Annotated in this window: 21 protein-coding genes and 1 pseudogene; 8 read left to right on the forward strand and 14 right to left on the reverse strand. The window is 72.9% G+C overall.

From position 1 onward, the window contains the following. Positions 1-20 precede the first annotated feature (20 nt). The 3 genes from NE236_RS10830 to NE236_RS10840 are packed head-to-tail and all read right to left on the reverse strand — an operon-like array spanning position 21 to position 3,820. Positions 21-548, reverse strand: coding sequence for a GNAT family N-acetyltransferase (locus NE236_RS10830; protein ID WP_252841757.1), 528 nt, complete (start codon positions 546-548; stop codon positions 21-23). Positions 549-608: 60 nt separating this feature from the next. Continuing rightward, positions 609-3,089, reverse strand: a complete 2,481-nt coding sequence (locus NE236_RS10835) for an ABC transporter permease (RefSeq protein WP_252841758.1) — start codon at positions 3,087-3,089, stop codon at positions 609-611. Further along, on the reverse strand, positions 3,089-3,820 hold the full coding sequence (locus NE236_RS10840; protein WP_252841759.1) for an ABC transporter ATP-binding protein: 732 nt from the start codon (positions 3,818-3,820) through the stop codon (positions 3,089-3,091). Before NE236_RS10840 ends, NE236_RS10835 begins: the two co-directional genes overlap by 1 nt. 108 nt (positions 3,821-3,928) lie before the next feature. Here NE236_RS10840 and NE236_RS10845 point away from each other — a divergent pair, with 108 nt between their 5' ends. Beyond that, on the forward strand, positions 3,929-4,534 hold the full coding sequence (locus NE236_RS10845; RefSeq protein ID WP_252841760.1) for a response regulator transcription factor: 606 nt from the start codon (positions 3,929-3,931) through the stop codon (positions 4,532-4,534). 215 nt (positions 4,535-4,749) lie between these two features. On the opposite strand, the gene NE236_RS10850 is transcribed toward NE236_RS10845, so the two are convergent. From NE236_RS10850 to NE236_RS10865, 4 genes are all read right to left on the reverse strand, one after another. Beyond that, on the reverse strand, positions 4,750-7,074 hold the full coding sequence (locus NE236_RS10850; RefSeq protein ID WP_252841761.1) for a sensor histidine kinase: 2,325 nt from the start codon (positions 7,072-7,074) through the stop codon (positions 4,750-4,752). A 117-nt stretch (positions 7,075-7,191) separates the two neighbouring features. Next, a complete protein-coding gene (locus NE236_RS10855) occupies positions 7,192-7,968 on the reverse strand; it encodes an ABC transporter permease (protein ID WP_252841762.1) in 777 nt (258 codons plus the stop codon). 65 nt (positions 7,969-8,033) lie between these two features. After that, on the reverse strand, positions 8,034-9,608 hold the full coding sequence (locus NE236_RS10860; protein WP_252841763.1) for an ABC transporter permease: 1,575 nt from the start codon (positions 9,606-9,608) through the stop codon (positions 8,034-8,036). Further along, positions 9,605-10,534, reverse strand: a complete 930-nt coding sequence (locus NE236_RS10865) for an ATP-binding cassette domain-containing protein (protein WP_252841764.1) — start codon at positions 10,532-10,534, stop codon at positions 9,605-9,607. The genes NE236_RS10860 and NE236_RS10865 overlap by 4 nt, the downstream gene beginning before the upstream one ends. A 135-nt stretch (positions 10,535-10,669) precedes the next feature. Here NE236_RS10865 and NE236_RS44400 point away from each other — a divergent pair, with 135 nt between their 5' ends. Both NE236_RS44400 and NE236_RS10875 read left to right on the forward strand, forming a co-directional pair. Beyond that, positions 10,670-11,893: a sensor histidine kinase gene (locus tag NE236_RS44400; RefSeq protein WP_252841765.1), complete on the forward strand. Its 1,224-nt coding sequence runs from the start codon at positions 10,670-10,672 to the stop codon at positions 11,891-11,893. Further along, the gene (locus NE236_RS10875) at positions 11,890-12,582 is read left to right on the forward strand and encodes a response regulator (RefSeq protein ID WP_252841766.1); all 693 of its coding nucleotides are present in this window, start codon (positions 11,890-11,892) and stop codon (positions 12,580-12,582) included. The genes NE236_RS44400 and NE236_RS10875 overlap by 4 nt, the downstream gene beginning before the upstream one ends. Positions 12,583-12,610: 28 nt before the next feature. On the opposite strand, the gene NE236_RS10880 is transcribed toward NE236_RS10875, so the two are convergent. Beyond that, positions 12,611-13,852 carry an ABC transporter permease gene (locus NE236_RS10880; protein ID WP_252841767.1) on the reverse strand — a complete coding sequence of 414 codons (1,242 nt, stop codon included), beginning with the start codon at positions 13,850-13,852 and terminating at the stop codon, positions 12,611-12,613. After that, entirely contained in the window at positions 13,849-14,442 is a 594-nt protein-coding gene (locus NE236_RS10885) for an ABC transporter ATP-binding protein (RefSeq protein ID WP_372494307.1), read from the reverse strand. Before NE236_RS10885 ends, NE236_RS10880 begins: the two co-directional genes overlap by 4 nt. Before the next feature lie 224 nt (positions 14,443-14,666). Between NE236_RS10885 and NE236_RS10895 the strand changes: the two are divergent. Continuing rightward, positions 14,667-14,864: pseudogene (locus NE236_RS10895) on the forward strand (sensor histidine kinase); the annotation flags it as partial. A gap of 13 nt (positions 14,865-14,877) precedes the next feature. On the opposite strand, the gene NE236_RS10900 reads toward NE236_RS10895, so the two are convergent. Further along, positions 14,878-15,744 carry a fumarylacetoacetate hydrolase family protein gene (locus NE236_RS10900; protein ID WP_252841768.1) on the reverse strand — a complete coding sequence of 289 codons (867 nt, stop codon included), beginning with the start codon at positions 15,742-15,744 and terminating at the stop codon, positions 14,878-14,880. Between the two features lie 227 nt (positions 15,745-15,971). Between NE236_RS10900 and NE236_RS10905 the strand changes: the two genes are divergently transcribed. Next, positions 15,972-16,577: a response regulator transcription factor gene (locus tag NE236_RS10905; RefSeq protein ID WP_252841769.1), complete on the forward strand. Its 606-nt coding sequence runs from the start codon at positions 15,972-15,974 to the stop codon at positions 16,575-16,577. Here the strand turns inward: NE236_RS10905 and NE236_RS44405 are convergent. Next, positions 16,497-18,224, reverse strand: coding sequence for a sensor histidine kinase (locus NE236_RS44405; RefSeq protein WP_252841770.1), 1,728 nt, complete (start codon positions 18,222-18,224; stop codon positions 16,497-16,499). The genes NE236_RS10905 and NE236_RS44405 overlap by 81 nt on opposite strands. Before the next feature lie 99 nt (positions 18,225-18,323). Here NE236_RS44405 and NE236_RS10915 point away from each other — a divergent pair, with 99 nt between their 5' ends. Genes NE236_RS10915 through NE236_RS10925 form a run of 3 tightly spaced genes read left to right on the forward strand, consistent with a single transcriptional unit; the run spans position 18,324 to position 20,568 of the window. Further along, a complete protein-coding gene (locus tag NE236_RS10915) occupies positions 18,324-19,511 on the forward strand; it encodes an alpha/beta hydrolase family protein (RefSeq protein ID WP_252841771.1) in 1,188 nt (395 codons plus the stop codon). A gap of 54 nt (positions 19,512-19,565) precedes the next feature. Then, positions 19,566-19,703: a serine hydrolase gene (locus tag NE236_RS10920; protein ID WP_252841772.1), complete on the forward strand. Its 138-nt coding sequence runs from the start codon at positions 19,566-19,568 to the stop codon at positions 19,701-19,703. A 31-nt stretch (positions 19,704-19,734) separates the two neighbouring features. Continuing rightward, positions 19,735-20,568 carry a class I SAM-dependent methyltransferase gene (locus NE236_RS10925; protein ID WP_252841773.1) on the forward strand — a complete coding sequence of 278 codons (834 nt, stop codon included), beginning with the start codon at positions 19,735-19,737 and terminating at the stop codon, positions 20,566-20,568. Positions 20,569-20,595: 27 nt separating this feature from the next. On the opposite strand, the gene NE236_RS10930 is transcribed toward NE236_RS10925, so the two are convergent. The 3 genes from NE236_RS10930 to NE236_RS10940 form a co-directional block, all read right to left on the reverse strand. Further along, positions 20,596-21,474, reverse strand: a complete 879-nt coding sequence (locus NE236_RS10930; protein ID WP_252841774.1) for a PhzF family phenazine biosynthesis protein — start codon at positions 21,472-21,474, stop codon at positions 20,596-20,598. 88 nt (positions 21,475-21,562) lie between these two features. After that, on the reverse strand, positions 21,563-22,486 hold the full coding sequence (locus NE236_RS10935) for a glycoside hydrolase family 28 protein (protein ID WP_252841775.1): 924 nt from the start codon (positions 22,484-22,486) through the stop codon (positions 21,563-21,565). Positions 22,487-22,717: 231 nt separating this feature from the next. Beyond that, on the reverse strand, positions 22,718-23,494 hold the full coding sequence (locus NE236_RS10940) for an ABC transporter permease subunit (protein WP_252841776.1): 777 nt from the start codon (positions 23,492-23,494) through the stop codon (positions 22,718-22,720). Positions 23,495-23,641 lie beyond the last annotated feature (147 nt).

Here is a 23,641-nt window from a genome sequence, read left to right on the forward strand (position 1 = left end):
TTGCTGATCACGTCCCAACATCACCGGCGGATCCGATACAGCACACTCTGGCGCAGCGGCCCTTCGGGCGCGGTGGGGTCGTCGAAGTCATCGGCGGAGTCTCGGGTCATGCCGATCCGGCGCATCACTGCTTGGGAACGGAGGTTGGTGGCGGTCGTCACCGCGAGGATCTCGGGAAGTTCGAGGGTCTCGAACCCGAAGGCCAAGCCGGCCAGGGCCGCCTCGGTCGCGTAGCCGTGGCCCCAAGCCGCGCGGGCGAGCCGCCAGCCGATCTCCACCCCGGTGAACGGCATGTCGTCATCCACCTGGTCCAGGCCCGCGAAGCCGATGAACTCGCCGGTGGCCAGCACTTCGACCGCCCACCACCCGTAGCCCCGCTCGCCGAATTCGGCCTGGAAACGTGCCACTGAGGCGTCGCTCTGTTCACGGGTGAGCAGGTCGCCCAGATGCTCCCGAACCTCGGGATCGGCGTTCATCGCCGCCCACGGCTCAAGGTCGGAGTCCCGCCATGGACGGAGCAGGAGGCGATCCGTACGCAGTTCAGCCATGCTGCCGAGCCAACAGGGTCCCCATCCGGTGGGACAAACCATTTTCCTCGGGGCCATCACTTACTCCCGGGAGCCGATGACGTCGGCGGGGCGGGCGGCGAGGGCGAGGCGGGCGGGCAGGACGGTCGCGATCAGCGCGAGTGCCGAGGCCGTCCCGATGACGGCCAGGAACGTGACCGGCGGGACGTACGGCGCCGCGGACCCGACCATGCCGGCGGCGAAGGCCGTCAGCGTGACCAGGGCGACGACGGTGCCGAGGATCACGGCCGTCGACACGACCGCCAGCGTCTCCCAGCGGAGCATCCGCATGACCTGCCGTCGCGTGGTACCGACGAGCCGCAGCAGGGCGAACTCACGGGTCCGGTCGGCGGTGGCCATGGCGAGGGTGTTCACGACCGCGATGCCGGTGAAGGCGATGATCAGCCCCATGGCGACGTAGTTCACCTCGGCGTTCGCCGCGGCCCTGTTCTTCGTCACGGTGGCCTGGTCGAGGACGGCGACGCCGGGGTACGGCCGGACCGCCGACCGGAGGGCGTCCGCCGCGGCCGGACCGGCGACCAGCACCGCGTCGGCGCGGGGGTCGTCGACGTGGGCGGCGAGCAGGTCGTGGGCGACGGTCAGGTCGCCGAAGCCGAGGCCACGGCCGTACACCGCGACGACGCGGGGCGCGAACGGAGTGCCGTCGCCGAGCGTCATGCGGACCTGGCCGCCGACGCGCACGCCGAGCCGGGCGGCGGCGGTCTCGCTGACCGCGATGGTGCCGGCGTCCAGCCCGTTCAGTGAGCCGGACCGTACGTCGAGGTCCATGGTGCGGGCGAGCCCGGCGGGCGTGACGCCCTGGACGCCGTAGTTCTCCAGGCCGACGCGTACGGTGCTGTGCACGACCTCGGTGACGGTCGTGACGCCTCGGGTGCGCCGGAACGCGTCGGCGGCCGCGGTGGGCACCTTCGGGCCGAGCACGTGGGCGGCGATGGTGCCCGTGTTCGCCTGCGCGGTGGCGGCGTGGCCCATGGTCGTCTGCGCGAACAGGATCGTGCACGTCAGGCCCACCATGAGGGTGAGCGGGGCGATGACCGAGCCGACCAGGCGCGAGCGGCTCCGCAGATTGGCGGCGGCGAGATGGCCGCCGATCGGGGACGTCCGCAGGGGCGGGCCCAGCAGCGCGGCGGCGACGCGGGCGATGACGGGGGCGAGCAGGGCGACGGCGACGGTCCACACGATGGCGGTGAGCATGGTGACCGGGCTGGAGGCCGCCTCCGTCCGCAGCGACGACAGGACGAGCGTGAGCACGACGCCGCCGGTGAGGAACGCCAGGCCCGCCAGGATGCGGGACAGTCCGGTACGGGGCCGGCTCAGCGCGGCCTCGCCGAGCGCCTCCACGGGCCGAATCCGCGCCGAGCGGCGGGCGGACAGGCGGGCCGCCGCCCAGGCCGCCGCGAGGGCGGCGAGCACGGCCGCGAACAGCGGGAAGGGACTGAGCACGAGGTCCAGCGTCGGCGGCAGGGCACCGAGGGAACGGAAGCGGTCGCGCAGCCAGAAGCCCAGGAGGGGACCGGCGGCCGCGCCGAGCGCACCGGCGCCGAGGCTGACGATCAGTGCCTCGCGGCCGATCATCCGGCGGATCTGGCGCGGCGTCGCGGCGACGGCGCGCAGCAGGGCGATCTCCCGCTCGCGCTGCTGGATGGACAGGGCGAAGGTGCCGGCGACGACGAGGATCGCGACGAGCAGCGCGGTGCCGCCGAGCGCACCGCCCATGCTGATGAGTTTGATGCGGGCCTTCTCCGCGTCCCAGAACTCGGTCGGCCCGCGGTCGGTGCCGGTGTGCACGGTCGCGGACGTCCCCCGCAGGGCCGCGGTGACCCGGTCCGCGACGTCCCGATCACCGGCCGCCGGGAACACGCCGATCGCGCTGACCGCGCCAGGCCGCCCGGCGAGCCGCCGTGCCTGCGCGGTCGAGAAGAAGAGCGCCGTCTGGTGTGGGAGGGCCTCGCGGGTGACGCCGGCGACCCGGTAGGCACTCGTCGTGGCGGCGGACGCGATGGTCACCCGCGCGCCCAGGCCGAGCCGCGCGGCACGGGCGGTGGCGGCGTCGATCACCACCTCGTCGGCGGCGGACGGCGGACGGCCGGCCCGCAGGGTGAAGGGCGTCAGCGCGGCGGACTCCCAGCCGTGCCCCAGCGATCCGGCCGCAGTGGCTCCGGGGATCTCCGCGGGGAAGGTGACCTCCGTGACCACCGAGGTCACGCCCGGTACGGAGCGGAGCCGATCCGCCGTGGAGGCCGGCAGCCAGGCGCGCTCGGCCATCGTCTTGGCCTTGTGCTTGACCTTGCCCTTCTTGATCTTGTCCTGGTGGACGTACTGGTCACCGGTGACGAGGACGGGCGCGCCGGCGTACCGCTCGGGGGCGATGGTGCCGCGCAGTCCCGTCTCCAGCAGGATGCCGCAGGCGCACACGAGGGCGGCGGCGCAGAACAGCGCAAGGAACGCGCCGGCGAACCCGGCCTTGCGGTGCCGCAGGGTGTTCAGGACCAGTCCGAGCATCAGTTCCACGCTCCAAGCCGGGTCATGCGGGCGGCGACCTTGTCACTCGTGGGGGCGTCCATCGCGTCGGCGATGCGGCCGTCGGCGAGGAACAGCACGGTGTCGGCGTACGACGCGGCGACCGGGTCGTGGGTGACCATGACGACGGTCTGTCCCATGCCGTCCACCGTCTCGCGCAGCAGGGCGAGCACCTCGCGGGCGGTCATCGTGTCGAGCGCCCCGGTGGGCTCGTCCCCGAAGACGACCTCCGGCCGGGTCACGAGGGCACGCGCGATCGCCACGCGCTGCTGCTGTCCGCCGGACAGCTGGGCCGGCCGGTGCCCGACGCGCTCCGCCAGCCCGACCCGCGCGACGATCTCCGTCAGCCACGCGCGGTCCGCCTTCGTACGGGACAGCCGCAGCGGAAGGGTGATGTTCTGCTCCACCGTCAGCGACGAGACGAGGTTGAACGCCTGGAACACGAACCCGACCCGCCGGCGCCGCAGCTCCGTCAGCCGTGTCTCGTTCATCCCCGACAGCTCGGTCCCGCCGAGCCGTACGGTGCCGGACGTCGGGGTGTCCAGCCCGGCGGCGCAGTGCAGGAACGTGCTCTTGCCCGACCCGGACGGCCCCATCACCGCCGTGAACCGGCCGCGCGGAATGCCGACCGACACCTCCCGGAGCGCGGCGACCGCGCTCCTGCCCTTCCCGTACACCTTGCTCACCGCGTTCATCATCACGACGTCATCCATGCCGACAAGTCTCGTGAGCTGGGGTTTTCCGGGCCAGAGACGTGATCACGAGCCAACCGTGATCTCGTCATGGTCAGGCCCGTGACGGGTCCTGGTACACATGACCCTGTGATCAAGGTGTTGCTGGCCGATGACCACCACGTGGTCCGCGGCGCCCTGGCCGCGCTGCTGTCCCTGGAGCCGGACCTCGAGGTGGTGGCGGAGGTGGACCGCGGCGACCAGGTGCTGCCGGCCGTGCTGCGGCACCGCCCGGACGTCGCGGTGCTGGACATCGACATGCCCGGTGCCGACGGCCTGACCGCGGCCGCCGCCGTGCACGAGGCGCACCCGGAGTGCCGGACGCTGATCCTGACCGGGCACGGCAAGCCCGGTCACCTGCGCCGGGCACTGACCGCGCACGCCGGCGGGTTCCTGCTGAAGACCGCGCCGCCGGACGAGCTGGTCGCGGGGATCCGGACGGTCGCCGCGGGACGGCGCGTGCTCGACCCGAGCCTCGCCCTCACCGCGTGGGACCTCGCCGACAACCCCCTCACTCCACGCGAGACGGACGTGCTGCGGCTGGCCGCCGAGGGCGCCGAGGCGACCGAGATCGCCGAGCGGCTCCACCTGTCGGCCGGGACCGTACGGAACTACCTGACGGCCGTCGTCGACAAGCTGGGCGCCCGCAACCGCACCGACGCCGCCCGCATCGCGACGGAGGCGGGCTGGATCTGACGCACCCCCGGGCGGGTCAGAACCCCGGCCGGACGCCCCTGCTCTGACGCACCCCCCCGGACCGGCCAGGCGCCCCGGATCTGACACCTCCCCGGACCGGTCGGACGTCCCGGATCGGCCGTCCGGTGCGACCCGCCGCCGGTCTCCGGGTTCACAGTGTTGACTTTGGGATGGTCGCCCTTTGGAGCCCCACCCGAGCGGCGATTTTCCCAAAGTCAACGGGGGCTCCGGCGATCAGGCCGGGTCAGGCCAGGCCGAGCCAGGTCAGGCCGGGCCGGGTCAGGCCGGGCCGGGTCAGGCCGGGCCGGGTCAGGCCGGGCCGGGTCAGGCCGGGCCGGGTCAGGCCGGGTCAGGCCGGGCCGGGCCGGGCCTGCGCTCGTACGCGGGGGCTGCAGGCGGGCCTGGAGCCGGAAACCGCCGTCGCCGTCGGCGCGCGCGGTGAGGGTGCCGTCGGCCGCGGCCAGCCGGGTGGTGAGGTTGCCGATGCCCGCGCCCGGCGGGGTGCGCCGGGCACGCGGGTCGAGTCCGTCGTTCTCCACGGTCAGGGTCACGACGCCCGGCTCGCTCGCCGTGGTGATGACGCAGTGCCGCGCCGCGCTGTGCCGCAGCACGTTGGTCACCGCCTCCCGCAGCACCGTGCTCAGCACGGTCGACGTCGGGGCCGGCAACGGGCCGTGACCGAGTTCGATCCGGGTCTCGACCCCCGCGGCGGCCAGCACGGAACGGGCGGACTCGATCTCGCTCTCCAGTGACATCTCCGGCTCGCCGGCGCCCGAGGCGGTGCGCAGGTCGGCACGAGCCCGCTCGGCCATCGCGACGACCTCGGTGAGCTCGGCCCGCGCCCGTACCGGGTCGGCCTCGGCGAGCCGCCGGGCCAGCTCGCACTTGAGCAGGATCGCCGCGAGGCTGTGCCCGAGCAGGTCGTGCAGGTCGCGTGCCGCCCGGAGGCGCTCCTGGACGGTCGCCGTCCTGGCCAGTTCCTCACCGGCCGCGCGCAGGTCGCGCACCAGCCCGGCGAGGCGTACGAGGCCGTACACCACCAGGCCCGTGACGAGCGTGCTCACGGTGTAGTTGACGATCCGCGCCGGGCTCTGCGACAGCGCCGCCGCCATCGCCCCGGTGCCCGCCATCGTCGCGGCCACGAGCGGCGCCCCGATCCGGATCGGCAGGGCCACGAGGAACGTGCCCGCGAGGAAGCCCATGGCGCCGATCCAGGTCGCACCGAACCACAGGACCGGGACGAGACTGAGCAGCGCCTGCGCGGCGATCAGCGCGTACCGGTGGCGCGGCCGGTCGTCGACCGCCCAGCGCAGCTGCAGGCCCGCGATGAGGGCCATCCCGACGACGGCCGCGGCCAGGTTCGCGCCCCAGGGGAGCTGGAGGAGCGCCTTCACGCAGAAGCCCGCCACCACCACCGCGAGGAGGGTCACGGACAGGCCGTACGCCGTGCGGTCGGGCAGCACGACCGGTCGCGGTGTGGCCGCTATCGTCGCCTCCACCGCGAACCGGCCGTCGGCGCCGAGGCCCGTGGTCAGCGTGCCTCCGGCCGCCTCGACCCGCGCGGCGGCATCCGCCAGGCCCTCCTCGCCGCGCGCGGCCGTGGGCGGGCCGTCGTTGCTCACCCGGAGCCGGACCCTCCCGTCCCGCTCGGAGGTCTCGATGACGCAGCGGGTCGCGGTGCCCTGGCGGACGACCTCGGTGACGGCCTCGCGGAGCACGGTGGCCAGCAGCGCACCCGCCGAGCCGAGCGGTTCCTCGTGCCCGGTGCGCACCTCCGCCTCGATCCCGGCCGCCGCCAGCAGCGCCCGCGCGGCCGCCGCCTCGGGCGCGAGCGACATGGCGCGGAAGCCTGCGGCCGCCGCCCGCGCGTCGGCCAGCGAACGGCGGGCCACGCGCAGGACCTCGCCGATCTCCTCGGGGTGGTCGAGGGCACGACGGCTCCCCACCGTGATGGCGTCCAGGCCGCGGCCGATGCCGGTGTTCAGCTCGTCGGCGATGCGCAGCCGCTCGCGGGAGACGGCCGCAATCGTCAGCGCCGGCCGGGCCGCGGCCAGGTCGGCGACCCGGTCGGCCAGCCGTACGAGGCCGTACACGACCAGGGCGCCGAGGACCGGCGTGATCGCGGCGTCGGCCGCGGCCGCCGCACCCGGAACCCGCAGGACCGCGATGACCGCCGCGCTCGCCAGCACCGCGAGTGCGGGTAGCGCGTACGAGGTCAGCAGCAGCGTCCCGGCGGCGAACGCGAGGATCCCGACGGACGTGCCGAACGCGAGCACGTCGAGGCCCGCCAGCAGCGCCTGGACGGTCGCGAGCGCGACGCCGCGGAACCTCGCCGCGCGGGGCAGCACCCAGGCGAGCAGCGGAGCGAACACGAGCACCGTGAGCGCCACCGCGCCGGCGGTGCGCGCGGTCCCGCCCGTCCGGAACGGCGCGGCCAGGACGTACACACCGGCGAACGCGGCGAGGACGACCACGACGATCAACCGGGCCAGGCCCGGACCGGGCGCCGACCCGTCGTACGACGGGCGCTGCTGGGACAACCGTCCTCCGATCCCCCGGATCCGGCGTGGGCAGCCCCGATCCTCGCAGATCACCGCCCGCGCGTCGGCACCGTCCGCCGCCCACCGGCGGGAGATCTGACGTCGGGTGAGGCGAGCTCAGGCGTCGCGGAGCCGAAGCGCGAGTCCGCCGCTCACGAGCGCTGCGGCGGTCCATGCGGCGAGCACCCCCAGGCCCGGCCAGGGGCCCAGGGGCAGGCTGGGGAGATCGGTGGTGGCCTGGATGGCGAGTCCGGCGTTCGCCGGGGAGATCTGCCACAGGTGCCGCTGCCAGTGCGGGTCGGGGGTCAGGCTGATGATGACGGGGAGGAGGTAGAGCAGGCCGAGCACGGTCCCGATCGCCGCGGCAGCGTCCCGTACGGCGGTGGCGATGCCGAGGCTGAGCAGGGCGATCAGCGCGAGATAAAGCACCGAGCCGACGGCCGCGCGCAGTGTCGGCTCGTCGGCCAGGGACAGTGGCGGGTAGCCGTGGGCGCGGGTGAAGCCGTGGCCGGGCAGGATGAGGCGCCCGGCCAGCAGGGACGCGAGGACGGCGATGATCCCGGTCGCCAGCGTGAGCCCGGTGAGGATGCCCGCCTTGGCGGCGAGGACGGTGACCCGGCGCGGCATCGCGGTGAGGGTGGTCCGGATCATGCCGCTGCCGTACTCGCCGCTGATCGTCAGCACGGCGAGGGCGGCGACGACCGCCTGGCCCAGCTGAACTCCGAAGAGGCTCAGCTTGGTGGGGTCGTGGCCGCAACCCGCCTGGGTGCAGGACACGGTCGTGCCCGCCGCGCCGCTCACGGCGACGGTCAGCGCGACGATCGCGAGCAGCACCCAGCCGGTACCCGGCGCGGTGCGCAGCTTCGTCCACTCCGCGTGCAGTTCCCGTTTCATGAGCCCTCCTTCGTCGGGGGGGGTGACCCGAGTTGCTGTGCTCATGATTCACTCGCTCCGCTCACTCATGAGCCCCTCCGGCGCAGTCGATGGGCGGCCAGGCCGAGGGCGAGCGCGGCGTACGCGCAGAGCACGGCGAACCCGGCCCAGGGCGCCAGCGGGTAGTAGCCGGCCGACGGCGCGTAGTTCCCGATCACCTGCTTGTATGCCGGGACGCTCTGCTGAATCGCGAAACCCGCGGCGGGCGTCAGTCGCAACAGCCATCGCGTCACGTCATCGGGCAGGACGGAGGCGAAGGCGAGGACGTACGGGACGACGATCACCGCGATCGCGGTGATGATCGCCGCAACGCTGCGCCGGAACAGGGCGCCGAGGGCGAGGGCGAGGACGGCGGCGACGGCGAGCAGCGCCGCGGTTCCGACGATGACGCGCAGCTCGGTGAGCGAGGACACGGGGAACGGGAATTCGCCGCCCCGGCGCAGGATTCGCGTGCCGGACGGGACGGTGATCGCGGTGGCGGCCACCCCTGCGACGAAGGACACCAGGCCGATCACGACGGCCTTCGCCGCCAGCATCCGCCCTCGTCGCGGGCTGGCGATCAGGGTGGTGTGGATCAGGCCTCGCCGGTACTCGGCGGTCATGAACATCACGGCCACCACGATCATCACGATCAGCCCGGCGAGCATGCCGATGAGGGTGCGTTCGATGGGCGACCCGTCGGTCCGCGGCGCGATGTCGCCGTCTCCGGTCACCGTGTATCCGCCGCCGGACTCCCGGACCCCGCTCGGGCGGTGATAACGCTCCCAGTCGGTCTGCCCGTGGGCTCCGATCTCATCGCGGCTCCACTGGCCGCCGGGCGTCGTTCCCCGCAGACCGACGTGGTCGAAGACGGCGGTGGCCTGGGTGTAGCGGGCCTGCCCGACGCTCCCGCCGAGCGCGCTCTGCTCGACCGTCAGGTCGTTCGGGGAGGCGACGAAGAGCCCGATCTGGACCGTGGCCGGCAGGCGCGGCAGGTGCGTCGTGCCGACCTGGGTCCACTGCGTTCCGTCGGCCGACTCGTACCCGGTGAGCGTGTCGCCGGAGCGGTTCAGCCGGAGCCAGCGGGGGGCAGCCGCCGAGACGCGGCCCGGACGGCCCGCGGTGTCGTGGGTGTAGTCGTACTGCATGCGTACGCCGTGGTCGGCGGTGACCATCATGGCCGCGTACGCCGATCCCTGCCGGGTGCCGTCCTTGACGATGACCCCGGCCTTCGCCCACGGCACCAGGCCGGAGACGATCTTGTCGTGGTTGGGCGGGGGGTAGGTGATGATGCCGGTCATCGAGGTCAGGCGGACGGTGATGCCGCCGTCGCCGGTCAGGGACTGGTGGACGAAGTAGAACCGGTCGTCCACCAATTCGCCGCCCGGCCCCGTCGGAGGAGTGGGACAGGCGACCTCGACCGTGCCGTTGCCGCACGAGGAGTGGCTGCCGGTCGCGAAGATCAGCCCGAAGGACACGATGACCACGGCCGCCGCCGTCATGGCGAGCACCCAGCCGCGGACCGTACGGAACTTGGTCCACTCCGCGCGCAGCAGCTGCGGAAACCCGGCGCGTCCGGGCCGCCGTCGCGAACGGTACGGGGTCGTTGTGCCGGTGGTCATCGGGCCGCCTCCGGCCCTGGGGCGGCGAACTGGACCGCGTCTCGGGTGAGGTCCATGTAGGCCTCCTCCAGCGTCGCGCGGTGGGCCGTCACCTCCGAAAACGGCACGGCGCGCGCGCCGAGGGCCGCGACGATGTGCTCCGCCGCCAGGCCGGAGACGGTGAGGGTGTCCCGGTCGGTCGCGGCCACGGTGGCGCCGGCGTGCGCCAGCGCGGTCATCGCCTCGGACCGCGCCGTGGTGCGCAGCGTGACCCGGTCCCGTGACGCGGCCGCTATCAGGTCGGCGACGCTCGCGTCGGCGAGGACCCTGCCGCGGCCCACCACCACGATATGGCCCGCGATGTCCTGGAGTTCGCTCATCAGGTGACTGGACACGAGTACGGCACGGCCCTCGGTTGCCAGCGACCGCAGGAAGCCGCGGATCCACACGATGCCGTCGAGGTCCAGGCCGTTGAACGGCTCGTCGAGCATGAGCACCGGCGGATCGCCGAGCAGCGCCGCGGCGATGCCGAGCCGTTGCCGCATGCCGAGGGAGTAGCCGCCCGCCCTGCGCCGCTTCGCGGTGCGCAGCCCGACCTGCTCGATCACCTCATCGACCCGCCTGGCGGTCAGGCCCTGGGAGTGCGCCAGCCACAACAGATGGTTTCGGGCGGTACGGCTCGGCTGCAGGGCGGCGGCGTCCAGCAGCGCCCCGACGTGGCTCAGCGGGTTCCGCAGGCTCCAGAACGGTCGCCCACCGACCAGCGCGCGCCCCTCGTCGGCCGCGTCCAGGCCGAGGACCACCCGCATCGTTGTGGACTTGCCCGCGCCGTTGGGGCCGACGAAGCCGGTGACCTGCCCGGGCCTGACGGTGAAGGACATCCCGTCCAGCGCCACGGTCGAGCCGAAGCGCTTACGCAGCCCGGAGACCTCGATGGTTGCTTCCATGTCACGGCAGGTTAGGCAGCGAACGGGCCGCGGTCGTCGCGCCTGAGAACGAACTTCACCGTCGCTGGCACCAGGGATGTCCAGTCCCTCACGCGAGGGATGTCACGACCCCGGACGCCCGTCACAATGGCCTTCGTGGATCGGGCGTACGAGCGGCGCGGCGGGTGGGTCGGCGCGGGACGGCGGCTCGCCACGGGCCCGCACGCGTCGATCGTGGCCGGCGGCGCGGCGGCGCTGCTCGCGGTGGCCGAGTCGATCGCGCACGCCGGGAACACACCGTCGGCCGGAAGTACCGGGACTGCTCTGTACTTCGTGATCCTTCCGCTGCTCGGGCTGGCCACCACGCTGCCGCTAGCCCTTCTGTGGGACCAGCCGGCCGCGGCCGCCCTGGTCATCACCGGGACGATCGTGCTGTCACTGGTGGCCTTCCAGACGATGACCGTGGCGGCCCTGGCCACGCAGCTACTCACCGCGTACCGGTTCGGCCGCAGCGGCCCGCCGGCGCCGGCCGTATGCGCCGCCGCGCCGTTCCCGGTGCTCGCGCTGGCCCACCCGGCAGGCGGCGAGGCGGGGGTTCTCACGCTGCTGCTGGCCTCGCTGGCTCCGGCGGCCGTCATGGCCGGGATCGCACGGCACGCGCACGCTGAGGCCGCCGAGAACAGAGCCGCCCGGCAGGTCATCGCCGAGACCCTGCTGGAGAACACGGCGCGCGGTGAACGCGCACGCATCGCCCGCGAACTCCACGACGTCGTCGCCCACCACATTTCCATGGTCGCCGTGCAGGCGGAGACTGCACGGCTGGCCACGCCGGGGATGCCGCCCGCCGGCGCCGAGCGGCTGTCCGCCATCGGCGACACCGCACGGGCGGCGCTGACCGAGATGCGACGGCTGCTCGGCGTCCTGCGAGACGACACGGCCGCTACGGACGACACAACCGCCGCGGCCGCCGACCGGAAGCCCCAGCCCGGCCTGCGCGAGCTCAACGAGCTGCTCGACAGGTCACGGGAGGTGTCCAAGGCAACCACCCGCCTCATCCTCCGCAGCCCGCCGTTCGCGCTCGATCCCGGCGTCGAACTCGCGGCCTACCGCATCGTCCAGGAAGCCCTCACCAACGCCCGGCGGCACGCGCCGGGCGCCGCCGTCGACGTGGAGCTGGACTACACCGACGACGCCCTGCGGCTTCGCATCCGCGACAACGGACCCGGCCTCTCCGCCGCCGCGCCGACCGGCGGTCACGGGTTGTCCGGCATGCGAGAACGCGCCGGGGCGGTCGGTGGCGAACTGCGCGCGGGCCCCGCCGCGGGCGGCGGCTTCCTCATCGAGGCCCGCCTTCCCGGAAAGGACGAGACGGCCGCATGAACGCTCCCTCCCCGGCGGTCCGGATCGTCGTCGCCGACGACCACCCCGTGGTCCGCACCGGATTCGCCGATCTGCTCGATACCCAGCCGGACTTCATCGTCGTCGGCACCGTCTCTGATGGGGCCGAGGCGCTGCGGACGTGCCGCGAGCTGTCGCCTGACGTCGTCCTCATGGACGTGCGCATGCCGGGCATGGACGGCATCGAGGCCACCCGGCAGCTCGCCGGCGCCGACTCGACCGGCCCTCGCATCCTCATCCTGACGACCTTCGACCTGGACGAGTACGTCTACGACGCGTTGCGCGCCGGAGCCAGCGGATTCCTCCTCAAGGACGTCACCGCCGAACGGCTCTTCGACGCGGTACGTATCATCGCCGCCGGTGAAGCGCTGCTCGCCCCGACCGTCACCCGTCGCCTCATCAGCGATTTCGCCCTCATGCGCCCCAAGCCCGACGCACCGTCCACCGCCACACTCGCCGCCCTCACCCCGCGAGAGACACAGGTCCTGCGGCTCGTCGCCGAGGGACTGTCCAACCCCGAGATAGCCGCCCGGCTGACGGTCACGGAGGAAACCGTGAAAACCCACGTGAGCCGCATGCTGAACAAACTCGGCCTCCGCGATCGCACCCAGGCCGTCATAGCCGCGTACGAAACAGGCCTGATCGTCCCACGCTCCCGCGGCCCCCACTGATTCTTCTGCTCCGCCCAGGCGCCGTCGGTCAGGCGGTGGCGAGGGCGGTGGTGGGCGACAGCCGGGCGGCGCGGATGGCCGGGTACAGACCCGCCACCACACCGATGAGCAGCGTCGCCCCCATCCCGCCGGCGGTCGCCCACGCCGGCACCACCGCCTCCCAGGACTGCGTCGCGGCGTACACGGTCGTCACGCCGATGCCGACGACGACGCCGCCCGCGCCCCCGAGCGCCGACAGCAGCAGGGACTCGGCCAGGAACTGCAGCAGGATGTGGCGGCGGGTCGCGCCCAGGGAACGGCGCAGTCCGATCTCCGCCCGGCGTTCCAGGACGGAGATGACCATGGTGTTGGCCACCCCGACCCCGCCGACGAGGAGGGCCACCGCTCCCAGGCCGAGCAGCAGGCCGGTGAAGGCGCGATCGGTGGCCTGGCGCGCGGCCAGCGCGTCCGACGGCCGGGACACCTTCACCTCGTTGGGCGCCTGCGGGTTCGCGGTCGCCGCGAGGACCGCCTGGACGGCCTCGACGGCGGAGTCCTTCGTGCGGGTGTAGACGGTCGTCGGATGCCCGTCGAACCCGAGATGGGCCGTCGCGGCGGACCAGCCGACCAGCGCCGCGGAGTCCAACTCCGGGGCGAGGGCCACCGGGGCGAGGAGTCCGACGACGGTGAACCACCGGCCGCCGAGGTAGACCTGGACGTCCGGACCTGCGGCGCCGATCCCCAGCCGCCGCGCCGCCGTCGAGCCGAGCACCACCGCCGGGTAGCGGGCGGTCGCCGCGTTGAGCCAGGCGCCGTCTGCCAGGGTCGCGCGGACGGCCCGCGGAAGGTCGAGGGAGGAGGCCAGGACGGCGAGGCCACCGCTCTCCTCGGCGGGGATCCGGTCGCTGCGGTAGACCTTCGCGTCGGGCACCGTGCCGGTGGCGGTGACCTGCTCGACCGGGCCGATCCGGCGGATCATCGCGACGGACTCGGCAGGGAGCGTGGCCGTCCCGCCCGCCAGGGTGTTCCCGGGCGCGACCGTCAGCAGGTTCGTGCCGAGCGCGGCGAGCCTGCGGTCCAGATCGGCGCGGCTGGACGACGAGATGCCGACCACGGAGATCATCGCGGCGATGCCGATCGCGATGCCGAGTGCCGACAGGAACACCCGCAGGGGCCGCGTCCGCAGGCCCGCCCCTCCGACGCGCGCCACGTCCCTGGGCCGCAGCCGCGAGGGCGGCGGCTCGGTCGGCGACGCCGGTTCGGGCGACGTGCTCACCGTGGGCGTGCTCATCGGACGACCTCCCCGTCGCGCATCGCGACCTGCCGGGGCAACCCCGCCGCGATGTCCCGGTCGTGGGTGATGACGACGACCGACGTCCCGGCGGAGTGCAGATCCCGTAGGAGCTCCATCACCCCGGCGCCTGACGCCGAATCCAGGCTGCCGGTCGGTTCGTCGGCCAGCAGCAGGGCCGGTTCGCCGACGACGGCGCGGGCGATGGCCACCCGCTGCCGTTCGCCGCCGGACATCTCGTGCGGCAGATGGCCGAGCCGGTCGCCGAGACCGACGCGGACGAGAGTCTCCGCCGCACGGTCCCGGCGTTCACGCACCGGGGCCCCCGTGTAGAGCAGCCCGTCCGCGACGTTGTCCACCGCGGTCCGGCCCGGGGCAAGGTGGAACTGCTGGAACACGAACCCGATCCGGTGCGCCCGCAGCGCCGACAGCCGACGGTCGGAGAGCCTCGCGACGTCGTGTCCCTCGACGCGGACCGTGCCCGCCGACGGCCGGTCGAGCGTGCCGATGAGGTGCAGCATCGTGGACTTGCCCGAGCCGGAGGGCCCAACGATGGCGAGCATCTCCCCGGCCTCGACGGACAGCGTCACGCCGCGCAGCGCGACGACCCGCCCGGGTACTCCTTGGTGACGGCGTCCAGCTCCACGACCGCGGTCACGACGGCATCCCGACCGTCATGCCGGGGGTGAGGCCGCCGCCCGACACCTCGACCCGGCCATCGGCGAACAGTCCGGTCTCCACCGGCACGATCCGGGTGGACGCGCCGGTCACGACCTGCACCCCGTACCCGCCCTCGGACAGGGCGAGCAGCGCACCCCCGTACGAGGTCGCGGGCCTGTTCGAGCCGTTTCGCCGGCTCGGCGCCGAGCGGCTCTCCTCAGCCGCGCCCGGTGCCGGGCTCGGCCTGTCGATCGTCCGGTCGGTGGCCCGTGCGCACGGCGGTGACGTACGGGCCGAACCACGGGACGGGGGCGGCCTCGTCGTCACCGTGGTCCTGCCCGGCGTCGGGTGAGGCCCCGACGGTCTCACCGCGCGGTGTCCTCCGGGAGCCAGGCCATCGGGTCCCGGCCCGCGACGACCGTGCTGGTGAGGGTGCCGACCTCGGCGATCGTGATGGCGATCTCGTCGCCGGCGGCCAGGGTGAAGGGCAGGTCCGGGACCAGGCACGTGCCGGTGGCGAGGAGGGCACCGTCCGGGAACGCGTCCGCACGGAACAGGTACCCGACGAGGTCGTCCAGCCTGCGGTGCAGCTGCTCGGTGCTCGCCGTCCCCGTCCACGTGACCGCACCCGCCCGGCGGATGGTCAGCTCGATGTCCAGGGCGTACGGGTCCGGCACCTCCCAGGCGGGTCGTATGCCGGGACCCGCCGCGCAACCGCCGAGGTAGATCTTGGCCTGCGGGAGATACAGTGGGTTCTCCCCCTCGATGGTCCGCGAGCTCATGTCATTGACGACGGTGTACCCGACGATCTCGGCATGCCGGTTGAGTACGAGGCCCAGCTCCGGTTCGGGGACGTCGACGGTGGAGTCGTCCCGGATCGCGACCGTCTCGCCGTCGCCGGTCACCCGCCAGGCCGCGGACTTGAAGAACAGCTCGGGGCGCGCGGCGTCGTAGACCCGCTCGTACACGTCGGCGGACCGCTCGCTCTCGGTGACCCGCGCCTCGCGGGACCGCCGATAGGTGACGCCCGCGGCCCAGACCTCCATCCGTCCGTCCACGGGGGGCAGCGGCCGTACCGCGGCGGCGTCATGGCGCGGTCCGTCCGCCGCGAGACACCGGTCGCGCAGCTCGGCCACGGGGAGGCGGAGCAGCTCGCCGAGGGTCCCGGCCAGTTCGGTGATGGTCGACCCGTCGGAGACGCCCACCAGCGGACGGCCACCATCGCTCGGCACGAAACGGACAATGTGCACGCGATCCCTCGTCTCACGTCGATTACACCGTCCCAGCAACGTAGGCAGGCGCACATGGAGCATTAGAGCAGTGATCGTCGAGGGTTTTGGTAGCTGGAACGCCGAAAACCCTCGACGATCATGAAGGGCTGACGATCGACCTGTACGACGCGGTCGCCTGGCAGGATGGCGTCCTGGGACCCCTGCGCGGACTTATCGGGGAGTGTGGCGTGATCCGGGTACTCCTGGCCGAGGACATGCATCTCATCCGCGGCGCCCTGATCGCGCTGCTCGATCTGGAACCCGACATCGAGGTGGTCGCGGAGGTGTCCAGGGGTGATGCCGTGCTCCCGGCCGCGCTCGAGCACCGGCCGGACGTCGCGGTGCTGGACGTCGACATGCCGGGTGTCGACGGGCTCACGGCGGCCACCGAGCTCGCCGCCCGCCTGCCGGACTGTCGCGCGCTGATCCTCACGGCGCTCGGCCGCCCCGAGATCCTGCGCCGGGCCCTGACCGCGCAGGTCCGGGGCTTCATGGTGAAGGACTCCCCGCCCGCCGAGCTGGCGGAGGCGATCCGCCAGGTGGCCGCCGGGGAGCTGGTGATCGACCCCCGGCTGGCCGCGGCGGCGATCAGGGCGCGGCCGAACCCGCTGACGGCGCGGGAGGTAGAGCTGCTGCGGCTGGCCGCGGAGGGCGCCGAGGTCTCGGAGATCGCCTCGCGGCTCCACCTGACCAAGGGCACCGTGCGGAACTACCTAGGGGCGATCGTCACCAAGCTCGACGCCCGCAACCGCATCGACGCGGTCCGCATCGCCACCGAGGCCGACTGGCTGTAGGACCAAGAGCTCGTACTCCTCCCCCGGGCGCGGGCCGGCCGTGAGCCGGCCGCCCATCGCCGCCACGCGTTCGGTGAGGTTCCCGACCCCCTGCCCGCTCGTACCCACCCCGGCCTGGGGCACGCCGTCGTTGGTGGCGCGCAGACGGGCCGTGCCGTCGGCGACGGCCACCTCCACGGAGCAGGTCCGGGCCCGGCTGTGCCGCAGGACGTTGGTGACCGCCTCGCGCAGCACGGTCGCCAGCACGGCGTCGACCGGTCCCGGAAGGCCGTCGGCGGACGCGTCGACGCGTACGGTGATCCCCGCGGCGGTGAGCACGTCGTGCGCCGAGGCGAGCTCCGCGCTGAGGGACATCCGCGGGTCGTCGCCCGGGATGGCACGCAGGTCGCCCAGGGCCCGGCGGGCGGTCAGCGCGATGTCGGCAAGCTCGCGTTCGGCCCGGAGGGGATCCCGCGCGGCCAGCTCGGCCTTGACGATGATGGCGGACAGGCCGTACCCGAGCAGGTCGTGTACGTCCCGGGCGATCCGCCGCCGCTCGCGGGCCAGGGCCACCGTGGCGAGCGCCAGGCGCGCCTCCCGTACCTCGTGGACGAACCCGGTGAGCAGGGCCAGCCCGTAGAAGATCAACGCGATGGTCACCGTGTCGACCGTCAGGGACGCGGTCTGTCCCGGGGAGACGGACCGGGCGAGCAGGACGGCGGGGACGCTCAGGACGACGGTCCCGAACAGCGGCCATGCCAGGCGTCCGCCGATGATGATCAGGATGGATCCCGCGGCGAAGCCGACCATCCGGGGCTCGGGCCCGCCCGGGGTCAGGAGCGGCAGGCAGGCGAGCGCGGTCTGGACGGATAGCGTCCAGCCGGCGTGGCGGGGCCGTACGCCGGGCGGGCGCGGCAGGCAGTGGTAGACGGACAGCGCGATGATGACGGCGAGGGCGCCCAGACCGGCGGCGAGCAGGGGGGCGGGCGGAGACGCGTCCCACAGCGAGATCGCGCCGACGGCCAGGAACTCCAGGTACGCGACGACGACGATCGGCAGCGCGAGCCTGGGCGTCAGGTCGGTGGGCGGCGGCTCGGTGGGGGCGACGGGCGTGGTCCGGACGCGCGCCGCGGTATCGCGGGCCAGGCTCAGGATCTCCTGGATCCGCCTCTGCGCGGCGAGGTCGACGATCTCCGAGAGGGCCGATCCCAGCGCGGCGTCCAGGTCGCGGGAGAACCGCTCGCGTTCGCCCGCGACCGACTCCGCGGCCAGTTCGCCGCGGGCGGCGCGGAGTTCGGCGCGTAGGTCGCTGAGCCTCGTGAGGCCGTAGACGGTGACCCCGATCGCCAGGGCGTTGCCCATGGCGTTGGCGCAGGCGTAGACGTCGCCGAGGTTCATGAGCCCGGCGGCGGCCACGACTGCGCCGAGCAGCGCCCAGCGGATCCGTCCCCTGACGATGAGCAGCACGGAGGCGGCGAGGAAGCCCGGCGGCCCGGTCCAGGGGAAGAGCACGGCCTGGGCGGCGAGGGTCCACCGGCCACGGAACCGCTTCGTCCCCGGGAGGCAGTGGAGGACCTGCAGGGCGAGCATCAGAACCGCCGGAACGCTCGGGTGGATCAGCCACGGGTCCACGGCCAGGCCGACGAGGACCACGAGGATGATCACCACGCCGCGATTTTAGTTATCTGCCCGGATCATGCGTTCTACATGTCGAGCCGGTGTCACCGGCACTGGTGGCGTGTACGCCCGCCCGGAGATCGTCGAGTCATGCAGAGAACGCCCCTCCGTACCCTCGGCGCCGCTTGTGCCGCCGCACTCACGCTCGCTCCCATCTCACCCGCTCACGCGATCGCACCGACGCGTGGCGACGTCGTCTCCGTGACCCGTATCGCGGCCATGTCCAAGGAAAAGACCGCGGAATACCTCGCCACTATGAGTTTCGGCTCGCCGAAGCCGAAGTACGGCGTCGAGGCGTACCGCGTGGTGTACCGGACCATCGCCGTGGACGGCCGGCCGACGACCGCCAGCGGCCTGATCGTCCTCCCGGGCGGCAAGAACCGTCGGCTGCGGACCGTCGTCTACGAACACGGCACCAACCCGACGAAGAAGGCCGCGGCGACCGTGGACTCCGGCAGCTACGACCGCGCCGCGTCGATCCTGTTCGCCGGAGCGGGGTTCGGCACGGTCGCACCGGACTACCTCGGGCTGGGACTCGGGCCGGGCCGCCACCCGTACATGGACCACGCCTCCGAGACCAGCGCCTCGCTCGACATGCTGCGCGCTGCGGAGAAGGTCGCCGCCCGCCACGGGCGGGTCCTGGACAGGCGCGTGCGGGTCACCGGCTTCTCGCAGGGTGGCGCGGCCGCGATGGCGCTGGGCCGCGTGCTGCAGGCCAAGGGACGGCTGGCCGCGCTCGCGCCGGTCAGCGGCCCGTACGACGTCGAGCACGCCGAGGTGCCGGAAGGGCTGCACGGAACGTCGCTCGACCCGCGAGAGGTCACCTTCTACCTCGGGTACTGGCTGACGTCGATGAACCGGCTGCACCACATCTACGCCTCTCCGTCCGAGGCCTTCCGGCAGCCGTACAGCGCGACCGTCGAGACGCTCTTCGACGGCGACCACACCCCGGCGGAGATCGTCACCGGCCTGCCCGCCACGCCGCGGGAGCTCCTCACGCCCGCGTTCATCAAGAGGTTCGATCACCCGACGGGCAGCCTGGCCCGGGCGCTCCGCCGGAACGACGACACCTGCACGAGCTGGACGCCGCACAGCCCCGTCCGCATCTACGCCGCGCACGGGGACAAGGACGTGACCATCCGCAACGCCGAGAGCTGCGTCCGGGCACTGCGCGCCCACGGCGTGGCGGCGCCACTCGTCGACGTGGGCGACACCGACCACAACGGATCGGCGCTCCGGTCGATCCCGCAGATCGTGACCTGGTTCTCGTCGCTGTAGCCCGCACCGGTCATCGGCCGGTGACGGAGCCCGGCACACCTCGATGGAGCGAGAATGTTCCGACAGGTCTTCGCCCGGGGGTACGGCGTCGCCGGCGTCGCCACGCGCAGACACGTGGACACCGAGCACACCGGCTTCCTCATGGGCTCGATGGCCAAGCTGTTCACCGCCACCGCCGCTCTGCCGTTCTAGTTCCTGTCCCCATTGCCGGAAACGAGGCGTCATGGACCGCGAAATGATCGAGCTCACCCCCGTCCAGAAGACGATGCTCGCCACCCTGTACGCCAGGGCGCTGGACAGCCGTACCCCGCACTCCATCCTGGGCGACCACACCGCCGACCAGGTGGTCGGGAGCATCGACTACGACTGGCGCAAGACCGGCACACAGGCACCGTGGGACGCGGCCATGCTGGCGCTGCGCGCACGGCAACTGGACCGCTGGACCGCCGAGTTCCTGGCCTCCCACCCGCAGGCCACCGTGCTGCACCTGGCCTGCGGTCTGGACACCCGGGTACACCGGCTCGTCCCGCCGTCGTCGGTGCGCTGGCTGGACGTCGACTACCCCGAGGTCATCGGCCTGCGCCGCCGGTTGCTGCCACATCCCGGCGGGGACTACCGGATGCTCGGCGCCTCGGTCACCGATGACGGGTGGCTGGAGGAGATACCTGCCGATCGCCCGACCGTGGCCGTATTCGAGGGATTGACGATGTACCTGCACGAAGAGGAAGGCAGGCGGCTGATCCAGCGGATCTGCGGGCGGTTTCCCAGCGGGCAGTTGCTGTTCGACTGCTTCAGCACGCGGCTCGTCCGCTGGAGCCGTCGGTTCTGGTGGATGGCGGGCAGGTTGCGCGAGGTCGCGCGGGGCTGGCACTGGGGCATCGACGACCCGCGCGCGCTGGAGGGCTGGCATGCGGGGCTCGAGTACGTGGACGATCTGTACGTCGTCGACCAGCCCGACCTGGACGAACTCCCGGCCGCGGCCCGGCTGGGCCTGCGGCTGGGGGCGCGCCTTCCCGGCGGCCGGGACAGCGGCCGGGTCCTGCGCTACCGGTTCTAGGGCCGCGTCGACGAGTTCTGTAGGGCGTTACAGCTCGACTCGGCCGGAGACGCAGGTGATCGTGCCGCCGCCGACCCAGATCGTGCCGTCGCTGTCCGCCGAGACGTGCACCCGTCCTCGGCGCCCGAGCACGGTGCCCTGGCCGGCCACATACGGCGTGGTCACCCGGCCGGTGCGCAGCAGCCATTCGGCGAGCGACGCGTTCAAGCTGCCGGTCACCGGGTCCTCGGCGGTGCCGTTGTCCGTCGGGAAGAACGCCCGCACCTCGACCGCCTCAGGAGAGCCGGGCGGATACAGCCCGGCCACGCCGATGAACAGCGTCTCGACGTGGCCCGGCCGCAGCGCGAGCACGGCATCGGCGTCGGCGAGCAGCACCGCCACCCAGCGAGGGCCGTTGTGGGCCCACTGTGCGTCCACGATCTCGTCGCGGTCGATACGGAGCACCGCCGCGATCTTGCTGACCAGCGCCTCATCGACAGGGCCGGATCGTACGAGCGGCGGCGCGGCGAAGGCGAGCCCGTCACCGGTCCGCCGCACGGTGACCAGCCCGGCGCCGCACTCCTGCACGACCACATCGCGCTGTCGGCCACCGGTGGCCGACAGCCATGCGTGGCAGGTCCCCAGCGTCGGATGCCCCGCGAAGGGCAACTCGGTGGACGGCGTGAAGATCCGCACTCGATAGTCGGCGTCCGGCATCGTCGGCGGCAGCACGAAAGTCGTCTCCGACAAGTTCGTCCACCGCGCGAACCGCTGCATCTCCTCGGCCGACAGCCCCTCCCCATCGAGCACGACCGCCACCGGGTTCCCCCGGTACGGCTCGTGGGTGAACACGTCGACCTGCTGGAACTCACGCGTGATCAAGGCGTCTTTGACCGATACCGGGCCTGCCTCGTGTCGCGTCGTCATGGCCCCATCCTGTTGGCGGAACCGAACACGGTCCCAGAGCCAATCCGAACCAGTGGTCTGCCCCTGCTCGCCGACACGCCACGCGGTACTACGTCCCCCGGACGGTCACGTGTCGCGTCGTGACGTCGGCGTTCTCGACGACCGGCGCGTGCGCGGCGTGGTCGAACGTGAAGTTCGTCAGGCGCACGTCGCGCACGGGGGCGGTCTGCGCGCCGCGGATCCGGTAGGCGTAGTCGCAGGGACCGCCGACGGACCAGTTCCGTACGGTGATGCCCGACACGTCCGGGTACAGTTCGCCGCCGGCGCCTCCCATGTAGGTGTAGGTGACCTCGAACGGCACGTACGTCCACGCGGGGCACGCGACGTCGGTGACGCTGACGTCCCGGATGTAGCCGCCGCGCGTCGAGGTGGACTTGACCGACAGGATCCAGGCGACACTGGCCTCGTCGAGCGCCGCGTCGTACGGGAGACGGAGCCGCCGGGCGACCACGTCCGACACGCCGCCGCTCATCTCGCTGCCGATCGCCACCGCGCCGCCGCCGCTCGTGAAGACGCAGTCCTCGACGAGGACGTTCTTCGAGGGCACGCCGACCCGGCGGCCGTCCTCGTCCCGGCCCGACTTGATGGCGATGCAGTCGTCGTGGGTGGCGAAGGTCGCGTCCCGGATCACCACGTCCTGGCAGGAGTCGGGATCGCAGCCGTCGCCGTTGGGCCCGAGACTCTCCACCGCGACGCCGCGCACCGTGACGTTCCGGCACAGCACCGGGTGGATGTTCCACATGGGAGAGCGGCGCAGGGTGACGCCCTCGATCAGGACGTTCCGGCAGGCGTACGGCTGGATGAAGCTCGGCCGGAGATAGTGGCCCGCGCCGAAGACCCGCTGCTCGACCGGGACCCCCTCCACGCCCATGCGTTCCAGGGCCGTCCAGTCCGCCCGCTGGTTCGGCATGCCGGACTTCCAGCCGTACTGCCCGGAGCCGACCCAGAACCACCAGTGCCCGTTGTCGCACACGGCAGGAAAACCTTTTCCCGTCACGGTGACACGCGAGGTCGCACCCGTCAACCAGCGTGCAACCTGCGACTGGCGACGTGAGCGGCTTAGACCAGTGATCGTCGAGGGTCTTCGTCGCTGGAGCGACGAAGACCCTCGACGATCATGAAGGGCGCTCTGACCGCAGCCACTCGCCTCGAAGAACTCGCTGCTCCGTGCGTATCGGCGAAGAGCAGGCCGAGGCGGGGGGCTTCACGCGTCGCGCAGGCGGAAGAGCAGGCCGCCGGTGAGGAGCGCGGCGGCGGACCATCCGGCGAGCACGCCGAGGCCCGCCCATGGGCTGAGGGGATAGCCGGAGAGATGGGTGGTCGCCTGGATGGCGAGTCCCGCGTTCGTCGGGGAGATCTGCCAGAGGAACCGCTGCCAGTCCGGGTCGGAGATCATGAAGGGCAGGATCCCGAGGATGTAGAGCAGGCCGAACACGACCCCGATGGCCGTCGCCGAGTCCCGCACGATGGTGGCGACGCCGAGGCCGAGCAGGGCGATCAGCGCGAGGTAGAGGACCGAGCCGGCCGCCGCCCGGAGCGTCGGTCCGTCGGCCAGGGACAAGGGCGGCTGACCGTGCGCGGGAGTGAAGCCGTTGCCGGGCAGGATGAGCCGCGCCACCAGCAGGGACCCGAGCACGGCGACGGTCCCCGCGGCCAGCGTCAGGCCGGCGAGGATCGTCGCCTTGGCGGCCAGGACGGCGGGCCGGCGCGGCAGCGCCGCCAGGGTGGTGCGGATCATCCCGGTGGCGTACTCGCCCGTGACGGTCAGCACGGCCAGGATGGCGACGATCGCCTGGCCCGCCTGGACCCCGATCAGGCCGACCTTGGGGACGTCGTACGTGCATCCCGCCGACGGGCAGGACACGGTCGCGGCCGCCGCGGCGCTCACCGCGACGGTCAGCGCGACGCCGGCGGCCAGCAGCCAGGCCGTGCTCGTCACGGTGCGCAGCTTCGTCCACTCCGCGTGCAGTTCCCGCTTCATGGGCCCTCCTTCGTCGGGGGAGTGACCCGAGCCGCTGCGCTCATGACTCGCTCACTCCGCTCACTCATGCGTCCCTCCTTCGCCGGAGGAGTCACCCGAGCCGCTGCGCTCATGACTCGCTCACTCCGCTCACTCATGCGTCCCTCC

The sequence above is a fragment of the Actinoallomurus purpureus genome (genome assembly GCF_024055795.1).
In the GTDB taxonomy this organism is placed as follows: Bacteria; Actinomycetota; Actinomycetes; order Streptosporangiales; family Streptosporangiaceae; genus Actinoallomurus; species Actinoallomurus purpureus.

Coding starts and splice junctions, on each gene's coding strand:
- NE236_RS10855 (WP_252841762.1), bottom strand. CDS start 7,968: ATGAAACGGGAACTGCACGCGGAGTGGACGAAGCTGCGCACCGCGCCG.
- NE236_RS10915 (WP_252841771.1), top strand. CDS start 18,324: ATGCAGAGAACGCCCCTCCGTACCCTCGGCGCCGCTTGTGCCGCCGCA.
- NE236_RS10925 (WP_252841773.1), top strand. CDS start 19,735: ATGGACCGCGAAATGATCGAGCTCACCCCCGTCCAGAAGACGATGCTC.
- NE236_RS10875 (WP_252841766.1), top strand. CDS start 11,890: ATGAACGCTCCCTCCCCGGCGGTCCGGATCGTCGTCGCCGACGACCAC.
- NE236_RS10930 (WP_252841774.1), bottom strand. CDS start 21,474: ATGACGACGCGACACGAGGCAGGCCCGGTATCGGTCAAAGACGCCTTG.
- NE236_RS10840 (WP_252841759.1), bottom strand. CDS start 3,820: ATGGATGACGTCGTGATGATGAACGCGGTGAGCAAGGTGTACGGGAAG.
- NE236_RS10865 (WP_252841764.1), bottom strand. CDS start 10,534: ATGGAAGCAACCATCGAGGTCTCCGGGCTGCGTAAGCGCTTCGGCTCG.
- NE236_RS10880 (WP_252841767.1), bottom strand. CDS start 13,852: ATGAGCACGCCCACGGTGAGCACGTCGCCCGAACCGGCGTCGCCGACC.
- NE236_RS10835 (WP_252841758.1), bottom strand. CDS start 3,089: ATGCTCGGACTGGTCCTGAACACCCTGCGGCACCGCAAGGCCGGGTTC.
- NE236_RS10920 (WP_252841772.1), top strand. CDS start 19,566: ATGTTCCGACAGGTCTTCGCCCGGGGGTACGGCGTCGCCGGCGTCGCC.
- NE236_RS10830 (WP_252841757.1), bottom strand. CDS start 548: ATGGCTGAACTGCGTACGGATCGCCTCCTGCTCCGTCCATGGCGGGAC.
- NE236_RS10860 (WP_252841763.1), bottom strand. CDS start 9,608: ATGACCACCGGCACAACGACCCCGTACCGTTCGCGACGGCGGCCCGGA.
- NE236_RS10940 (WP_252841776.1), bottom strand. CDS start 23,494: ATGAAGCGGGAACTGCACGCGGAGTGGACGAAGCTGCGCACCGTGACG.